Origin of the sequence: Halobacillus sp. Marseille-P3879 (genome assembly GCF_900240285.1) — a bacterium.
Classification (GTDB): Bacteria; Bacillota; Bacilli; order Bacillales; family Halobacillaceae; genus Halobacillus_A.
Window position 1 is genome coordinate 111,170 of sequence record NZ_OESS01000002.1, and the last position, 15,384, is coordinate 126,553.

Below are 15,384 nucleotides of genomic sequence, written 5' to 3' on the forward strand. Positions count from 1 at the left end.
TTCTACAAAACCTCTGAATTCCCTAAAAGCAGAAATGATAGAGTCCTCGAAAACTGTTACTTACTCTTTATTTTAGTAGATATTATTTTTTTTTCAAGATTTAATGTGCTGGTATATTATTTTTGAAAAATATTTTTAATTATCTGATAAAGGTGAATGTTTATAAACGTTAAAACTTCCTTCAAAAGAAGCAGTTATCTGTTTATGAAATTCAATCATTTGATTGAGACGATTCTGCAGGATCTCTTGATTTGTGGAGGAAAGACTTTCCTTTAATCTTTCCAGCGATTGAGTTTGAGCGTAAGAAGCTTCAATCCAGCGCTGTACATAAGTTATCATAAACTTTTTATAAAGCTGCTCATCAGCCTTGTAATAATCTTTACGAACCCCTTTTTTCCACACTTTCTCGACTAGCCCCTGCTCGACAAGGTTACGGATTCCTGTACTGATTGAGGTCTTACTCTTCCCAAGCAAATCACTCATTTCATCTAGGGTCATCGCTTTCCCCTTCAGGTATAAACTTGCAAATAACCTGGAATCAGCTGTGGTAAATCCAAACATCTCAAGTGTTTTTGAAAATTCTTGGACGATCGCAATATGTACATTCTCTTGTGTTTGGCTTGGATGTAATTCCATAAGCTCCTCCTTCACGATTGGCTAAATCACACAATACTATAGATGAAAAAAATAGAAAAATAGAAAAGACAGTCGAAATATGGAGCAATAGCGAGAAATTTAAAAGGAATATGCTTTAATACTATGTACAGTTTAAACTGTACATTATTTTTAAACTAAATTAATAGAATTTATGGTTTGAACTTTATGTTACAAATAGGTTACAGTGTATAGAGTGTGCAATGGAACGCAAACCAAAAAATGTGAAAGAAATGAAGAGGTGAAAAGCTTTGCCGATTATTGAGGTAAATAATTTATCTAAAATCTTTGGGAAAAATCCAAAGAAAGCCACCAAGTTTTTGGATGAAGGCTTATCGAAAGATGAAATATTACAGAAAACAGGAAATACAGTCGGTGTAAACCGGGCTTCCTTTAATGTGGAGGAAGGTGAAATATTTGTCATTATGGGACTTTCCGGAAGTGGTAAATCTACATTGGTTCGATTAATTAACAGATTAATAGACCCGACTGAGGGAAGTGTACTTATTGACGGAAATGACCTGGCAAAAATGGATAAAAAAAGCTTGCGTGAAGTAAGACGTCAAAAGCTTAGTATGGTTTTTCAGAGATTTGGGTTATTTCCTCACCGAACGATACTGGAGAATGCTGAGTTTGGATTAGAAGTTCAGGGGCTGGATAAAGAGGAAAGAAAAAGCAGAGCGAAAGAATCATTGGAAATGGTTGGTTTAGGCGGCTATATTAATCAGTATCCAGCTCAGTTATCAGGAGGAATGCAGCAGCGTGTTGGTTTAGCGCGCGCACTTGCTAATGATCCAGAAGTGCTGCTGATGGACGAGGCTTTTTCTGCCTTAGATCCGCTTATTCGTAAGGAAATGCAGGATGAGCTCCTTGAATTACAGGAATCCATGAAAAAGACAATTCTATTTATTACTCATGATTTAGATGAAGCATTGCGCATCGGAGATAGAATAGCTCTTATGAAAGATGGGCGGATTGTACAAATTGGGACACCTGAAGAGATTCTGGTCAATCCTGCAAACGATTATGTAGAAAAATTTGTTGAAGATGTAGATCGTGCGAAAGTGTTAAACGCTGAGAACATTATGAAACGTCCGGAAACAGTGGATATTGAAAAACATGGACCCCGTACGGCTCTTGAACGAATGCGTAAAGAAGGGCTTTCCAGTATTTATGTAACCGATGCTAGACGAAAACTGTATGGTTATGTGACGGCTGAGGATGTATCTGAGGCAGCTAAGCAGGAAATGAAAGATTTGAAATCTATTCTGCGAACCGACGTTCCAAAAGTGCAAAAAGATACTTCAATGAACGAAATATTTACAATTATTCATGATACTCCTGTCCCTGTGGCAGTCGTAGAAGATAATAAACTTCTGGGGATTATTGTACGCGGTGCTGTCATTGCAGCATTAGCAGGAAATGAGGTGAATCTAAATGGAACTAATTCCTAAGCTTCCGGTAGCAGAATGGATATCTGACGCTACCGATTGGATAAAAAATACCTTTAGTGGGTTATTTAATTTTTTAAAAGATGACTTTGGAGATTTTATTGAATTTTTCGCAGAGACTGTTTTAATGGCCATCCCGATCTGGTTGTTTATCGCAGTTGTTGCGGTGCTGGCGTTTTTTGTCTCTAAGAAAAGGTTTGGACTGCCGGTCTTTGTCATTGTAGGACTCTGGTATATTCAAAACCAGGAATTATGGGAAGAATTAATGAACACTTTCACACTCGTTATTTTTGCAAGCTTAATTTCAGTAATTATAGGGGTTCCATTTGGGATCTGGATGGCAAAGAGTAAGGTGGTTCAGCAAGTTCTTACTCCTGTTCTTGATTTTATGCAGACAATGCCGGCATTCGTTTATTTAATACCTGCTGTCGCTTTTTTTAGTATCGGAATGGTACCTGGTGTGTTTGCTTCTGTGATTTTTGCTACCCCTCCAACTGTTCGTTTTACAAATTTAGGGATCAGGCAAGTTTCTCACGAATTGATTGAGGCCGCAGAAGCATTTGGAACCACAGGTACACAAAAGCTGTTTAAAGTTCAGCTGCCAATGGCTAAAAAGACGATTATGGCTGGAATTAACCAAACGGTCATGCTTTCACTTTCTATGGTCGTTATCGCTTCTATGATCGGTGCGGAAGGTCTGGGTCAAACGGTAATTACAGGTCTTCAGCGTGCTGATGTAGGAACAGGATTTGTGGCAGGATTGGGTATTGTTATTCTAGCGATTATAATTGACCGATTTGCTCAGAACTTAAATACACAGCGCGGAGATCAAGCTTAATAGTTAAGAGCTTTTGCGGTTCTTTTACTATAAATATATTAAGTTAGAAGGGGAGAGGTTTATATGAAGAAAGAGAATTGGAAACGATTGAGTATTGCTGCAGGGTTGGCATTATCTCTTGCGGCGGCTGGCTGCGGTTCATCAGATGAAGGTGGAGAAGCTGAAGGTTCAACTAGTGTAAGTGAAGAAGTAGACTATACGATAACAGGAATTGAAGCAGGGGCTGGTGTAGTAGCTGGAGCTGAACAAGCGGTTGAGGAAGATTATGACAACCTTGAAGGATGGGATGTTTCTACTTCTTCTTCCGGGGCAATGGCTACGGAGCTTGGTGATGCAATTGAAAATGAAGAACCGATCATCGTTACGGGTTGGACTCCGCACTGGAAATTTGCTGAATATGATTTGAAATATTTAGAGGATCCTGAAGGCAGTTTTGGAGAAGCTGAAGAAATTAGAACAATGGTTAGAGAAGGACTAGAAGAAGATAAACCCGAAGCTTACCAAATCTTAGATCAGTTTAACTGGGAAGCCGAAGATATGGAAGCTGTTATGTTAGATATTAATGAAGGAACAGATCCAGAAGAAGCGGCTCAGAACTGGGTTGAAGAAAATGATGATAAGGTAAGTGAGTGGACAGATGGTACGGAAGAAGTAGACGGGACGGAAGCTGAGCTTGTTTACGTGAATTGGGACTCTGAAATTGCTTCTACCCATGTGGTAGCAGAAGTAATGCAGAACCAGGGATTTGAGGTATCTGTTACTCAATTAGACAATGGGCCAATGTGGGAGGCTGTAGCCTCCGGCGAGGCTGATGGAATGGTTGCTGCATGGCTGCCGGCTACGCATGGAGATCAATTTGAACAACACCAGGATAACCTAGAAGACCTGGGAGTAAATCTTGAAGGAGCTAAAGTTGGGCTGGTTGTTCCCGATTACATGGATGTAGACTCTATTGAAGATTTAGAAGCTGACAATTAAAACCCTAAAAATCCGTTTCTCTTACCGAGAAACGGATTTTTTTACACTGTCGAGAAAGTTGACCGTCTTAATTATTGGTTTTTGAGCTAGTTGTGAGGAAGGAACTTGCCAAATAGATCCCTTTTTCTCAAAAAGTAGTAATAATACGGCCTGCGAAGTATAAAAAATCAATTTAAAAAGAGAATTTCCAGATATCCATATCTGGAAATTCTCTCTTACTGTAACTATTAATTGTTTGGCTGTGGATTCAAATCATCATCAGGCTCAGTGTTTTGCTCAGCTTTTGCTTTGTCTTCTAATTCCTTTAAGCTTTCCTCGATTTGTTCTAAATATTTTTGAATGTTTTTCTGATGGGGTTCGACGGTTCTCTTCCAGCTTTCAACGGAGCTCTTTACATCTTCTGAAAGTTCTTTAATGAGCTCAGCCCCTTCTTTGGAGGTTTGAGCAATTTGATCTTTTAATTGCAGTCCTTCTTCTTTAAGACTTAAAATCGTTGTTTTTAAACTTTTACTTTTTAATTTAGCATTTTCCCGGAAGTCCCGGCCAGAGGAAGGGGTGTTAAGTAATGTGTAAGCAGCACCAGCAGCACCACCGACGATGATACCTAAAATTAAAGATTTCGGATTTGCCATGAGAAAATCTCCTTTCAGAAACTATGACTATTTACTATTTTCTCTTAATATGTACGTTTAAAACCTATTAGTTGAAAAACAGGCCGCTCCAAAAAGAAGGCAGCGGCCTAAGATGATGGTTAAGACCACCTGTGACACTACACGCTCAAGGAGTGAGCGGCACTTTTTCGTTTCATTATTGTTTGGGCTACTGGATATATGACAACCATAGCCATTGTATTAATCACTGCTGTTGGAACAACAACAGTTAAAAACATCGCTCCGAAGCTAGCTTCCATCATACCTAGAATAAATAACACACTGCCGAGAAAAACACCACCGCTTATAAGCGTCCCAACAGCTGTCAGAATTGGCGCTGCCCCATTCTTCAACACCTTTTTTAAACTTAGATACAGTGCAAAAAAGGTTACAGCTGTGACAGGCTTATCGATTAAGTTGGCAATCTGGCCTCCTGGAACAGTTGTTGTTAATGCAGAAATCAATCCTGTGGCTGCTGAAAGCAACAATACATATTGCAGCTTAGGAAAAAGAATAATGCCTAAAAACATCATCGTCAGCATCATATCCGGACGCATTCCAAAGAAAAACGGGGGAAGGACAGCATGCAGTACAGCACCCATTCCTACTAACAATGAAAGCATAACTAGAATACGTGTATTCATTTGTACATCTCCTCTTCTCTACTAAACTCATCTATTTCTATCTCAATTGTACCCTCTGGTCAATTGCAGATACTTACATTATTATAGCAAAACATGAGTATAATACAAGCTCACAAACTAGCTGATTTTAGCGCTAATTTCTTCAGCCAATGCTTGTAAATCCTCATTTGAATACTCATCTGTATGAACGACCCAGTCAGGCTCAAATCCATCCTTTTTTCCATAACGGGGAATGAGATGGATATGTAAGTGAAAGACAGATTGACCTGCAGGCTCCTCGTTGTTGTTAAGAAGATTTAGTCCAACAGGCTCAAAAGCAGACTTTAATGCATTAGCAACCTTAGGAACACGGGCGAATAATTTTTCGGCGATTTGTTCATCCGTTGAGTAAATATCCCTGGTGTGGGTTTTCGGAATGATAAGGGTATGCCCTTTGGTTACTTGACTGATGTCAAGAAACGCGTATACATCTTCATCTTCGTAAACTTTAGCGGAAGGAATCTCACCGTTAATGATTTTACAAAAAATACAGTTGCTCTCATGAGACATTTTAACGCCACTCCTAACATGATGTTTTGTATAATTGTATCATAAAAGAGGTAGTTTTCTCGATTAAGAACCTTCTCTGGCAGATAAGTGTAACACCTGCCAGATTATGATAAAATTTATTAAGATGAAGTACGCATGAGAAAGAGGGATTAAATTGAACTCACTTTTACATATAGAGGATTTACACGGAGGCTATACTCATAAAGATGTGCTGCATGGCATATCGTTTGATGTCTATCCCAATGAAATTGTCGGGCTGATCGGACTTAACGGTGCGGGTAAAAGCACGACCATTAAACACGTAATTGGAATGATGCAGGCGAAAAAGGGAAAAGTAGCTATTAATGGCACTACATTTGATGAGAACCCTGAAGGATATCGTCAGCAGCTTGCTTATATACCGGAAATGCCCATTCTGTATGATGAACTTACACTATACGAACACCTGCACTTAACGGCTATGGCTTACAATATACCAGAAGAAACATTTAAGAAGAGACTAGACCCTTTATTAAAAGAATTCCGTCTTTCTAAAAAGCTCAATTGGTTCCCTGTTCATTTCTCAAAAGGAATGAGGCAGAAGGTGATGATTATGTGTGCTTTCTTAATTGAACCTGAACTTTATATTGTAGACGAGCCATTTGTAGGCTTAGACCCTCTGGGAATCCAGTCGTATCTGGAGCTGATGGATGAAATGAAAGAGAAGGGGGCTGGGATCTTAATGTCGACACATATTTTAGCGACAGCTGAGAAGTATTGTGACCGTTTTGTAATTATACACGATGGTAATATTCGAGCTTTAGGAACGCTGGAAGAGCTGCGGCAGTCGTTTGGCAGTCCGCGAGCATCTCTAGATGATATCTATATTCAGCTGACGAAGGAAGAAGACGATGATTGATGCCAGAAAACTATGGAGTGACCGCTTTCAGGCACATATCAAAGAAACCAGCCGCTATTTAAAATATATTTTTAACGGTCATATAGCGATCGCGATGTTTTTCTTCATTTCTGCCCTTGCCTATTACTATCAGAGATGGCTGCTGGAACTTCCAGAAGAGTTTCCGACTGCTTGGGTGATCGGCATTGCTTTTGGGCTCACAGTAAGCTACAGTCCTGTCAGAACACTTTTAAAAGAGCCGGACTTAGTATTTCTTTTGCCGGCAGAGCATCAGTTGAAAGAATATTTTAATAGATGTTTAGGCTACAGCTTTATCGTCCAGCTATATTTGATTTTTCTCGTGGCAGCTGCACTGGGACCTCTGTATTTTGAGTCTTACCCACAGCTTGGGATGGGGCATTACCTTTTAATGCTCTTAGGAATGCTGTTAGTAAAAGCGGTAAATATGATGGCCAATTGGTGGATGTTAAAGGAAAGAAATGTAAATGTCCGTTCTGCTGACCAGCTTGTAAGAACGATTATAAGTATCTTTCTATTCTTATTATTTGCTCAAAATGAGCTGCTGTACGCCGGGATTCTTTTTCTAATCCTTTTATGCTTAGTCTTATATATCCGTCATATATCAAGCAGGAAAGCCGGACTTGTCTTTGATGTGCTCGTTACAAAGGATCAAGCAAGAATGCGCACGTTTTACCGTATTGCAAATATGTTTACCGATGTTCCGCACTTAAAAAATACTGTAAAGAAAAGACATGCGCTTGTTCGCTTGCTTACAGCATCAATTACCTATAAGCAGAATGAAACGTTTACTTACCTCTATCGAATTACGTTTATCCGCAGCAGTGACTATTTAGGAATGTATTTGCGCTTAATCGGAATTGGAGCACTGGCGGTATGGTTTGTACCTAATCTCTGGGTGAAAATTGCATTTGCCCTTTTATTTCTTTACTTAAGCGCTTTTCAGATGATTTCCCTTTGGAATCATCATCGAGTCATCGTGTGGCTTGATTTATACCCTGTCAAACATGAGTGGAGGCAGGAAGCAATGCTTACATTTTTAAAGCAGCTTATGCTTTTTCAAACCATCTTGTTTGCTATTCTGTTTTTAATTCAATGGAATTTACTTGGAGTTATAATTGTCGCTGCCGGAGGAACTTTATTTACGTATACTTTTATTCAAAGCTATGTGAAACCACGTCTCGTTTAAGTATTGCGGTCCTTCCCGTATAGGGCCGCATTTTTGGAGGGAGCTTATAATGAACCATTATGAACAAACGAAGTATAAAGAGGCACTGCGTTGGAGCCGCTCCCTTGAGAAACGATCAGGTGTTATACAACGAACGTCGAAAGGCTTTCAATCATCTATTAACAAAAAAATCCCGGACCGTGTCCATAACCTGGTTACCGAAAGTATAAAAAAAATGATCGAATTGTCTCTTACGACATCTAAGTATATACGACCTATTGAGACGGAGCAGGACTGGTCGTTTCAGCATCGGGAATTACTGGTGGAGGAGCGTCTCAAACAATATAAATCAACTGCTTCCTGGGAAGGAGCAGGAACCGGAGCGGGTGGTTTCTGGCTTGGCGTCGCTGATTTCCCCTTATTATTGAGTATTAAGATGAAGTTTTTATTTGACGCAGGCCAGTATTATGGACTCAACGTACATCGATACGAAGAAAGAGTCTTTTTGCTGCATATTTTTATGCTTGCTTTCTCTAGTGATCAGCATAGGGTAAAAGTAAAGAACTTAGTCTTAAATTGGGAGAATGAGAGCCTTGAACGAAAACATATCGACTGGAAGACGCTGCAAATCGAATATAGAGATACAATTGACCTGGTTAAACTTATGCAGCTTATCCCGGGGCTGGGAGCAATCGTGGGTTTTGTGGCAAATGGACGGTTATTGGAGCAGCTGGGGGAGACGACGATGAATGTTCATCGTCTCCGTCTGCTCGGCTAAGCTTGCTCTTGATAAGAGCGATACGCTTGAAGTAAAGTTTTAGCTGCGTGGGGCAGAGCCTTTTCATCAAAGTCGAATTTTGGATGGTGATGAGGGTAGTAATGGTCAGGGATTTGAGCCCCGGTAAAATAGAAGGCACCGGGCTTGTGCTCTAAATAATAAGCAAAATCTTCTCCTGCCATAACAGGTTCTACTTCTTCAGTGGACAGAGAATTGTCCGCCTTCACAGCATCCTGTAATATTAAAGCAGCTTCTTTTTCATGATTAATTACCGGGGTGTAGCCTTTTAGATATTCAAAGTCGTAATCCGCACCATAGCTTACACAGGCACCTTTAATTACTTTTTCCATTTCTTCAATAATAAGCTCTTGAACTTCAGGCTTAAACGTGCGAACCGTACCCGATAATGCAGCGGAATCTGCTATAACGTTAAATGCATCTCCGGATTCAAATGTGCCGACTGAAAGCACCGCTGTATCTAAAGGGTTAACTCGACGAGAAACAATTTGCTGCAGAGATGTAACGAGCTGAGAGGCAATTACAATGGCGTCCTTAGTTTGATGAGGTATAGCCCCATGTCCGCCTTTCCCTTTAACTGTAATATGGAATCGGTCAGCGCCCGCCATAAAAGGTCCTTTTGCCGTCTGGATGATCCCGGTAGGTGTGCTGACCCATAAGTGCGTACCGAATACAGCATCTACGTCATCCAGTGCACCTGTTTCAATGATCGACTTAGCACCGCCTGGCGCGTACTCTTCGGCGTGCTGGTGAAGAAATATGATTGTGCCGGGAAGTTCATCCTGAAAGGGCAGCAGGGCTTCTGCTAATCCTAATAATGCTGCGGTATGGCCGTCATGACCGCAGGCGTGCATGACCCCGTCCACTTTAGACTTATATTCTACATCATTTTCTTCCTGAATCGGCAAAGCATCGAAGTCGGCACGTAAAGCGACTTTTTTTCCAGGCTTGCCGCCTTTAAGGGTGGCCAGAACTCCATTTCCTCCCACGTTTCTTTCGTATGGAATCCCTAATCGATCATAGGTTTGTTGAATAAATGCCGCAGTTTCCTCTTCTTCAAAGGACACTTCGGGGTGCTGGTGTAAGTAACGCCGGGTGCGGACCATTGATTCATATTGTTTATCTACGGCTTCAAATATATTCTGCCACATAGTTTGACCTCTCCTTATCACTTTAGGTTGTATTTAATATTACTTAATATATCAGACTATTTTTTATATTAAAAGCTCATAAGAAAAGCCTGCCGTCTTGGTCGGCAGGCTTTTCACAATTAAATTGTTATTCATGCAGACGAGAATCCTGCAGTAAACGGTCGATTTCTTCCATGTGGCCTGTCTCATCTGAAATAAGATCATCTAGTTTAACAGAAAGTTCAGTTAAGTTAAGTTCATCCGCTTGCTGTTTACGTTCTTCATAGCGATCAATTGTTGCACGCTCTGCTTCACGTGCCTCGCGGAGCATAGCTCTGACTTCTGTGTGTTGTTTTACTTCAGCTGGAGTTGTAGTAGGTGTGCCTCCTAAAATACTGATTTTCTCAGCAAGGTATAAAGCGTGACCTTGTTCATCGGCTACTTCGCTCTCGAAGAAAGGTTTAAGCACTGAGCGGTATAATCCTGATACAACGGCTGCATTGTAAGTATACATAATAGAAGCCGCATATTCATTTGCTAAGTCTTCGTTGAGTCCGTCGATTAATTGTTGCATTTTTTCGTCCATTTCATGATCATCCTTTCTGATAAAACTTGGCACATTTCAAATATTCCCTCTTATTTTTGGTTTAAACATCAATATCCATAAGTTTGTACTTCTTATTTTGATTTCAAAACGATAGCTAGTATAATAACAGGTGGGAGAGAGGCAGAAAGGAAATTAGTAAAATGAAACAAAAAAGTGAAACGCTATTATTCATTGCTTGGGCTGTATCATTAGCTGCAACGCTGGGAAGCCTGTTTTTTTCTGAAATCCTGCGATACACGCCATGCGAGTTATGCTGGTTTCAGAGGATCTTTATGTATCCCCTGGTCGTTATTTACGGAGTCTCATTAATTAGAAAAAATACACAAACCGCTTTATCAGGGTTGATATTAAGCGGGATTGGCGGATGTATATCCATTTATCACTACTTAATTCAAAAAGTACCGGCTTTTCAGTCGGCCGGTGATGCCTGCGGAACGGTACCCTGTAATGCTGCGTACATTAACTGGGGTGGATTTGTAACTATTCCATTTCTTGCGGGAACCGCTTTTGCTATTATTTTTATTTGTCATGTGATGACGATTCGTGAACAAAGGAGTAACGCTTAAATGAAAAAGAATATGATTATATTTGCTACGGTACTGGTCATTCTTATTGTTGTACTGGCCTTTGTCGTAAACTACCAGAACTCTCAGAAATCAGCAGATAATCCATACGGTAAAGACAATCTCGAGCAGGCAACGATTGATCAACTTGACGATCCGGACTATGGAAATCAAATTCTTCCTGATGAACTGGAGGAGGAAGTTCAGTCCGGCGACCCGGTAACAGTATATTTCTATAGCCCGGAATGCCCGCACTGCCGTGAAACTACTCCTGATCTTGTACCGCTTGCTGAAGACATGAATGTCGACATGAAAAAAATGAATCTGCTTGAATTTGACACTCAATGGAACAAATACAGTATTGAGTCCACTCCTACTCTCGTGCACTATGAAGACGGAGAAGAACAGGATCGTATGGTCGGTGCACAGTCAATGGAAGAGTTTGAAAGTTTCTTTGAAGATAATGTTGTAGAATAAAAAAGTGAGCGGCTCTGACCGCTCACTTTTGCTGTGTTTTATTCTAGCTGGATCATTTGGTATTTAGTTATATAAGGTTTTCCATCAATAAACGACGGCTTCTCTTTGCTCTGGGGTCCGGAATTCTCATGAGCTTTTTCAAAAGCTTGAGAGTTTTTCCAGTTTTCAAAGCTTTGTTCATTTCGCCACTGAGTGAATACGACATAGGTATTGCCTTTGACAGGTCTTAGAATACGAATCGCCTGAAACCCCTCCATATTTTCAACACTGCCTGCACGTTTTTTAAACCTGTCTTCGAATACAGGACGGCCTTCGTCAGAAACAGGGATGTTGTTCATCACGACAAACCCAGTCGACTGAACTTCACCAGATGATTCCACAACTTCAAAGTCACGTCCCTCAGCAAAAAAGGAAGCTTTCTCACCTTCATAGTAAGCTACTGTTTTATCCTGATCCTGCATTAGAAGAAGCTCGGGATACTCTTGCTGTAGCTTTGCTAAATAGTTTAATGTACCATTTGTCATAGATACGGTCATAAGTTTGTCTCCTTTCCTACATCACGTTAAGTGTAGCAAGTTAGACAAAACTTCTGCAAGCTCTAACATAAGGAATTAAGAAAGGATGCAGGACGTTTGAAAAGAAGGGAAAGAAAAAAGTCGTCCTATAAATGGATAAAGCGGGTAAAATGGCCGGCTGTAATCATAACCGCCTTTTTGTTGTTTTCCATTATAGGCTTTTTGATCATTCTGTTTGGAGGCCGGTTTATTGTTTCGGGAGAAGCTTTAGCACTGGATACAGCCACGACTGTGGAAACAAAAGAAGGAGAAATCATAGAAAGAATCTACACAAAAAATAGGACCCTGGTCGACATCAACGACATTCCGGAGGATGTGCAGGAAGCTTTCATTGCTGTAGAAGACAGCCGATTTTATGAGCATTCCGGAGTAGATTTCAAGTCTATATTAAGAGCCGTTTATCGGGACATTATTGCAATGGAGAAGGTAGAGGGCGGCAGCACGATTACCCAGCAGCTTGCGAAGAATTTATTTCTGACAAATGAGAAATCATGGATGCGTAAAACTAAAGAAGTGATGGCTGCTATTCATTTAGAGCGCAAATTTACAAAGGATGAAATATTGGAGCTTTACTTAAATACCATCTATTTTGGGAATGGCGCCTATGGTGTAGAAGAAGCTTCAAAGGAATACTTTAATACATCAGTCTCAGACCTGACTGTCGCTCAAGGGGCCCTGCTGGCTGGATTGCCTAAAGCACCAAACTCTTATTCACCTTTTGAGAATCCAGAGGAAGCATTAGACAGACGAAATACGGTTCTTGCTCGAATGGAAGCACTTGATATGATTGCTGCTGAAGAAATGGTGAGCCTGCAGGGATCTACTTTAGGAGCGGAAAAGCGTGAAGAGAACAATGAAACATGGACGAATAGTTATGTGGATGCAGCCATTCGTGAAGCTGAAGAGAATTATCATATTTCACGAGAGGAATTAAAACGCGGAGGCTATCGACTTATTGTGGAAATGGATCCTGCTATACAACGGATTGCTTCAGAAAAAATGAAGAATGGGGAATTTGCGCCAGGCTCTCAGGAGCAGGTTGAAGGAGCTTTTACATTAATGGATCAAAAAACAGGTGGATTAGCTGCTGTCGTAGGGGGGCGTGATTTTAAGCACGGAGATGTGAATCGAGCGTTGACTCGTAAGCAGCCTGGTTCCGTGATCAAGCCTTTATCTGTATACGGACCAGCTTTGATGGACAAAAAGTATATTCCATACTCCTTATTAGAAGATGAACAGACCAGCTATGGAGACTATACCCCTCGAAATTATGACGGGCAATACGATGGGTACACCTCTATGTATCAGGCGATTATTGAATCGAAAAATGCCCCTGCAGTTTGGCTCTTAGATCAAATGGGGATTGGATATGCTAAAAAATATTTAGAGCAGCTTGGTCTTCCGACAAAAGACGAAGGGTTATCTATTGCTTTAGGAGGACTATCAGAAGGTTATACGCCTCTGCAGCTCACTCAAGCTTATCGAAGCTTTGCGAACCAGGGAAAGGTAATAGATGGACATGCGATTCAACAAATTATCGACCGCAACGGAGAGGTCATCCACCGCCAAGAGATTTCAGAGAAACAAGTATTTAACGAAGAGACTGCCTGGAATATGACTCAAATGCTTGAAAAAACAGTGGAGGCAGGTACAGCTCAAGCAGGGAGTTTTGCTAAAGCTCTGGCTGGTAAAACGGGGACTCAGCAGCATCCATCTGTGGAAGGAAAAAACAAAGACGTTTGGTTTGCAGGGTACACGCCCAAATATGCAGGAGCTTTATGGATGGGATATGATCATTCGGGGGAAGATTATTACCTCACTGGTGGAAGTGAATATCCTACTGCTCTAATGAAATCTATATTGTCCGAGGTAGATGAGGAAAAAGAAATGGCCTCATCATTTAAGAAGCCGGAGGGGCTCGAGCGCTTGCCTGACCCGATTTCTCTCCCTGAAATTAACGATGCTAAAGGCTCTGTCGGCTTTGGCGGTTTCAGACTGGTCTCCGGGACGATTGAATGGACGCCAGCCGACGACGACCGTGTAATCTATCGAATATATGAAGATAGAGAAAACGGTAAAAGATTAATCGGGGATGTAACGGGGGAAGGCCGGTATAGTGTGAGCGGATTTAGCTTGCTAAGCTCAAGAACTTATGTTGTGGTGCCTTATGACCCGTTGACCGGGCGGGAAGGAGAGCCATCAAATTCTGTGACGATAAATTAACACCTGTGAAAAAATGCACAAAACAGTGACAAATCAATCGTTTTTCTATACACCGAGTAAAAATATGAGTATAGTGGAAAGCGGATAAACGTTGAACGTGTAAAAGGAGTTATGAGGGATGACGAAACCATTTAATGATACGATCTTAAAAGCATTTCGGGGTGAGCCGACAAGTCATACACCAGTTTGGTACATGAGACAGGCCGGCCGTTCACAGCCTGAATACCGTAAATTAAAAGAAAAATACTCACTTTTTGAAATCACGCACCAGCCCGAACTAGGTGCTTATGTAACGAGGCTGCCTGTAGAACAGTACGATGTGGATGCGGCCATACTATACAAAGACATTATGACACCGCTGCCTGCCATAGGCGTAGATGTGGAAATTAAAAAAGGAATCGGACCAGTAATTGATAATCCTATCCGGAGTAAAGCCGATATTATGAAGCTTGGAACCATTGATCCTGAAACGGATGTTTCTTATGTCATGGATACCATTCGTCTGCTGACGGAAGAACAGCTGAATGTACCGCTTATCGGTTTTTCCGGTGCACCATTCACTTTGGCAAGCTATATGATTGAGGGCGGCCCTTCGAAAAATTATAATAAAACAAAAGCACTGATGTATAGTGATCCAGAAACGTGGTTTGCACTCATGGATAAGCTTGCTGACACCACCATTAGATATGCTCGGGCCCAGGTTGAAGCCGGGGCTAGTGCTATTCAAATTTTTGATTCATGGGTTGGCGCTTTAAATGTTGAGGATTACCGTACATTCATTAAGCCGATTATGGAGATTATTTTCTCAGAACTTCGCTCAACAGAGGTTCCTTTAATAATGTTTGGAGTAGGGGCAAGACATTTGGCACTGGAATGGAATGACCTCCCAGTGGATGTCGTAGGTCTAGATTGGCGCCTCTCCATTAAAGAAGCCAGGGATATGGGAATTACAAAGCCGCTTCAAGGAAACCTTGATCCTTCAATCTTACTTTCCGATTGGAGTGTTATCGAAGAGCGTGCGAAAGCGATTATTGATGAAGGAAAGCATCATCCAAGCCATATTTTTAACTTAGGTCATGGGGTTACGCCGGACATTAAGCCTGAAACCTTACAGCGTCTAACCCGGCTTATTCACGATTATTCAAAAAAGATTTAAGAGGTGAAC

General features: G+C 41.0%; 17 protein-coding genes. 10 read left to right on the forward strand and 7 right to left on the reverse strand.

The window, feature by feature from the left end; translation table 11 throughout:
* Positions 1-135 precede the first annotated feature (135 nt).
* Positions 136-636, reverse strand: a complete 501-nt coding sequence (locus tag C1A12_RS08295; protein ID WP_101843413.1) for a GbsR/MarR family transcriptional regulator — start codon at positions 634-636, stop codon at positions 136-138.
* Positions 637-905: 269 nt separating this feature from the next.
* Between C1A12_RS08295 and C1A12_RS08300 the strand changes: the two genes are divergently transcribed.
* The 3 genes from C1A12_RS08300 to C1A12_RS08310 all read left to right on the forward strand — a co-directional run bounded on the left by C1A12_RS08300 (position 906) and on the right by C1A12_RS08310 (position 3,921).
* Entirely contained in the window at positions 906-2,108 is a 1,203-nt protein-coding gene (locus C1A12_RS08300; protein ID WP_101843414.1) for a glycine betaine/L-proline ABC transporter ATP-binding protein, read from the forward strand.
* Entirely contained in the window at positions 2,092-2,943 is an 852-nt protein-coding gene (locus C1A12_RS08305; protein WP_101843415.1) for a proline/glycine betaine ABC transporter permease, read from the forward strand. The genes C1A12_RS08300 and C1A12_RS08305 overlap by 17 nt, the downstream gene beginning before the upstream one ends.
* A 63-nt stretch (positions 2,944-3,006) precedes the next feature.
* Positions 3,007-3,921 (forward strand): glycine betaine ABC transporter substrate-binding protein, encoded by a 915-nt coding sequence (locus C1A12_RS08310; RefSeq protein WP_101843416.1) that lies wholly within the window; start codon positions 3,007-3,009, stop codon positions 3,919-3,921.
* Between the two features lie 227 nt (positions 3,922-4,148).
* Here the strand turns inward: C1A12_RS08310 and C1A12_RS08315 are convergent, their stop codons facing one another.
* The 3 genes from C1A12_RS08315 to C1A12_RS08325 form a co-directional block, all read right to left on the reverse strand.
* Positions 4,149-4,553 carry a YtxH domain-containing protein gene (locus C1A12_RS08315; protein WP_101843417.1) on the reverse strand — a complete coding sequence of 135 codons (405 nt, stop codon included), beginning with the start codon at positions 4,551-4,553 and terminating at the stop codon, positions 4,149-4,151.
* A gap of 137 nt (positions 4,554-4,690) precedes the next feature.
* Positions 4,691-5,215, reverse strand: coding sequence for a tryptophan transporter (locus C1A12_RS08320; protein ID WP_101843418.1), 525 nt, complete (start codon positions 5,213-5,215; stop codon positions 4,691-4,693).
* Between the two features lie 117 nt (positions 5,216-5,332).
* Complete coding sequence (locus C1A12_RS08325; protein WP_101843419.1) at positions 5,333-5,764, reverse strand: HIT family protein; 432 nt, start codon at positions 5,762-5,764, stop codon at positions 5,333-5,335.
* A gap of 154 nt (positions 5,765-5,918) precedes the next feature.
* On the opposite strand from C1A12_RS08325, the gene C1A12_RS08330 reads away from it, so the two are divergent.
* The 3 genes from C1A12_RS08330 to C1A12_RS08340 are packed head-to-tail and all read left to right on the forward strand — an operon-like array spanning position 5,919 to position 8,626.
* Entirely contained in the window at positions 5,919-6,662 is a 744-nt protein-coding gene (locus tag C1A12_RS08330; protein ID WP_101843420.1) for an ABC transporter ATP-binding protein, read from the forward strand.
* Positions 6,655-7,869, forward strand: a complete 1,215-nt coding sequence (locus tag C1A12_RS08335; RefSeq protein WP_101843421.1) for an ABC transporter permease — start codon at positions 6,655-6,657, stop codon at positions 7,867-7,869. Before C1A12_RS08330 ends, C1A12_RS08335 begins: the two co-directional genes overlap by 8 nt.
* A 49-nt stretch (positions 7,870-7,918) precedes the next feature.
* Positions 7,919-8,626 carry an EcsC family protein gene (locus tag C1A12_RS08340; RefSeq protein WP_101843422.1) on the forward strand — a complete coding sequence of 236 codons (708 nt, stop codon included), beginning with the start codon at positions 7,919-7,921 and terminating at the stop codon, positions 8,624-8,626.
* Here the strand turns inward: C1A12_RS08340 and C1A12_RS08345 are convergent.
* Together C1A12_RS08345 and C1A12_RS08350 are read right to left on the reverse strand one after the other, a co-directional pair.
* A complete protein-coding gene (locus C1A12_RS08345) occupies positions 8,623-9,795 on the reverse strand; it encodes a M20 family metallopeptidase (protein WP_101843423.1) in 1,173 nt (390 codons plus the stop codon). The genes C1A12_RS08340 and C1A12_RS08345 overlap by 4 nt on opposite strands.
* Positions 9,796-9,922: 127 nt before the next feature.
* A complete protein-coding gene (locus C1A12_RS08350; protein WP_101843424.1) occupies positions 9,923-10,360 on the reverse strand; it encodes a ferritin-like domain-containing protein in 438 nt (145 codons plus the stop codon).
* A 161-nt stretch (positions 10,361-10,521) separates the two neighbouring features.
* Between C1A12_RS08350 and C1A12_RS08355 the strand changes: the two genes are divergently transcribed.
* Complete coding sequence (locus C1A12_RS08355; protein WP_200816573.1) at positions 10,522-10,947, forward strand: disulfide oxidoreductase; 426 nt, start codon at positions 10,522-10,524, stop codon at positions 10,945-10,947.
* Entirely contained in the window at positions 10,948-11,421 is a 474-nt protein-coding gene (locus C1A12_RS08360) for a thioredoxin family protein (RefSeq protein WP_101843426.1), read from the forward strand.
* A gap of 38 nt (positions 11,422-11,459) precedes the next feature.
* Here C1A12_RS08360 and C1A12_RS08365 read toward each other — a convergent pair whose 3' ends face one another.
* Positions 11,460-11,957 (reverse strand): antibiotic biosynthesis monooxygenase, encoded by a 498-nt coding sequence (locus C1A12_RS08365; RefSeq protein ID WP_101843427.1) that lies wholly within the window; start codon positions 11,955-11,957, stop codon positions 11,460-11,462.
* A 96-nt stretch (positions 11,958-12,053) separates the two neighbouring features.
* Here C1A12_RS08365 and C1A12_RS08370 point away from each other — a divergent pair, with 96 nt between their 5' ends.
* Together C1A12_RS08370 and hemE are read left to right on the forward strand one after the other, a co-directional pair.
* Positions 12,054-14,219 carry a transglycosylase domain-containing protein gene (locus C1A12_RS08370; protein WP_235001572.1) on the forward strand — a complete coding sequence of 722 codons (2,166 nt, stop codon included), beginning with the start codon at positions 12,054-12,056 and terminating at the stop codon, positions 14,217-14,219.
* A gap of 118 nt (positions 14,220-14,337) precedes the next feature.
* Positions 14,338-15,375 (forward strand): uroporphyrinogen decarboxylase, encoded by a 1,038-nt coding sequence (gene hemE, locus C1A12_RS08375; protein ID WP_101843428.1) that lies wholly within the window; start codon positions 14,338-14,340, stop codon positions 15,373-15,375.
* Positions 15,376-15,384 lie beyond the last annotated feature (9 nt).

Bases quoted from the DNA above. Each gene is read 5' to 3' on its own strand.
- C1A12_RS08365 (WP_101843427.1), bottom strand. From the start codon at position 11,957: ATGACCGTATCTATGACAAATGGTACATTAAACTATTTAGCAAAGCTA.
- C1A12_RS08355 (WP_200816573.1), top strand. From the start codon at position 10,522: ATGAAACAAAAAAGTGAAACGCTATTATTCATTGCTTGGGCTGTATCA.
- C1A12_RS08350 (WP_101843424.1), bottom strand. From the start codon at position 10,360: ATGGACGAAAAAATGCAACAATTAATCGACGGACTCAACGAAGACTTA.
- hemE (WP_101843428.1), top strand. From the start codon at position 14,338: ATGACGAAACCATTTAATGATACGATCTTAAAAGCATTTCGGGGTGAG.
- C1A12_RS08325 (WP_101843419.1), bottom strand. From the start codon at position 5,764: ATGTCTCATGAGAGCAACTGTATTTTTTGTAAAATCATTAACGGTGAG.
- C1A12_RS08360 (WP_101843426.1), top strand. From the start codon at position 10,948: ATGAAAAAGAATATGATTATATTTGCTACGGTACTGGTCATTCTTATT.
- C1A12_RS08295 (WP_101843413.1), bottom strand. From the start codon at position 636: ATGGAATTACATCCAAGCCAAACACAAGAGAATGTACATATTGCGATC.
- C1A12_RS08315 (WP_101843417.1), bottom strand. From the start codon at position 4,553: ATGGCAAATCCGAAATCTTTAATTTTAGGTATCATCGTCGGTGGTGCT.
- C1A12_RS08305 (WP_101843415.1), top strand. From the start codon at position 2,092: ATGGAACTAATTCCTAAGCTTCCGGTAGCAGAATGGATATCTGACGCT.
- C1A12_RS08335 (WP_101843421.1), top strand. From the start codon at position 6,655: ATGATTGATGCCAGAAAACTATGGAGTGACCGCTTTCAGGCACATATC.
- C1A12_RS08320 (WP_101843418.1), bottom strand. From the start codon at position 5,215: ATGAATACACGTATTCTAGTTATGCTTTCATTGTTAGTAGGAATGGGT.
- C1A12_RS08310 (WP_101843416.1), top strand. From the start codon at position 3,007: ATGAAGAAAGAGAATTGGAAACGATTGAGTATTGCTGCAGGGTTGGCA.
- C1A12_RS08345 (WP_101843423.1), bottom strand. From the start codon at position 9,795: ATGTGGCAGAATATATTTGAAGCCGTAGATAAACAATATGAATCAATG.
- C1A12_RS08340 (WP_101843422.1), top strand. From the start codon at position 7,919: ATGAACCATTATGAACAAACGAAGTATAAAGAGGCACTGCGTTGGAGC.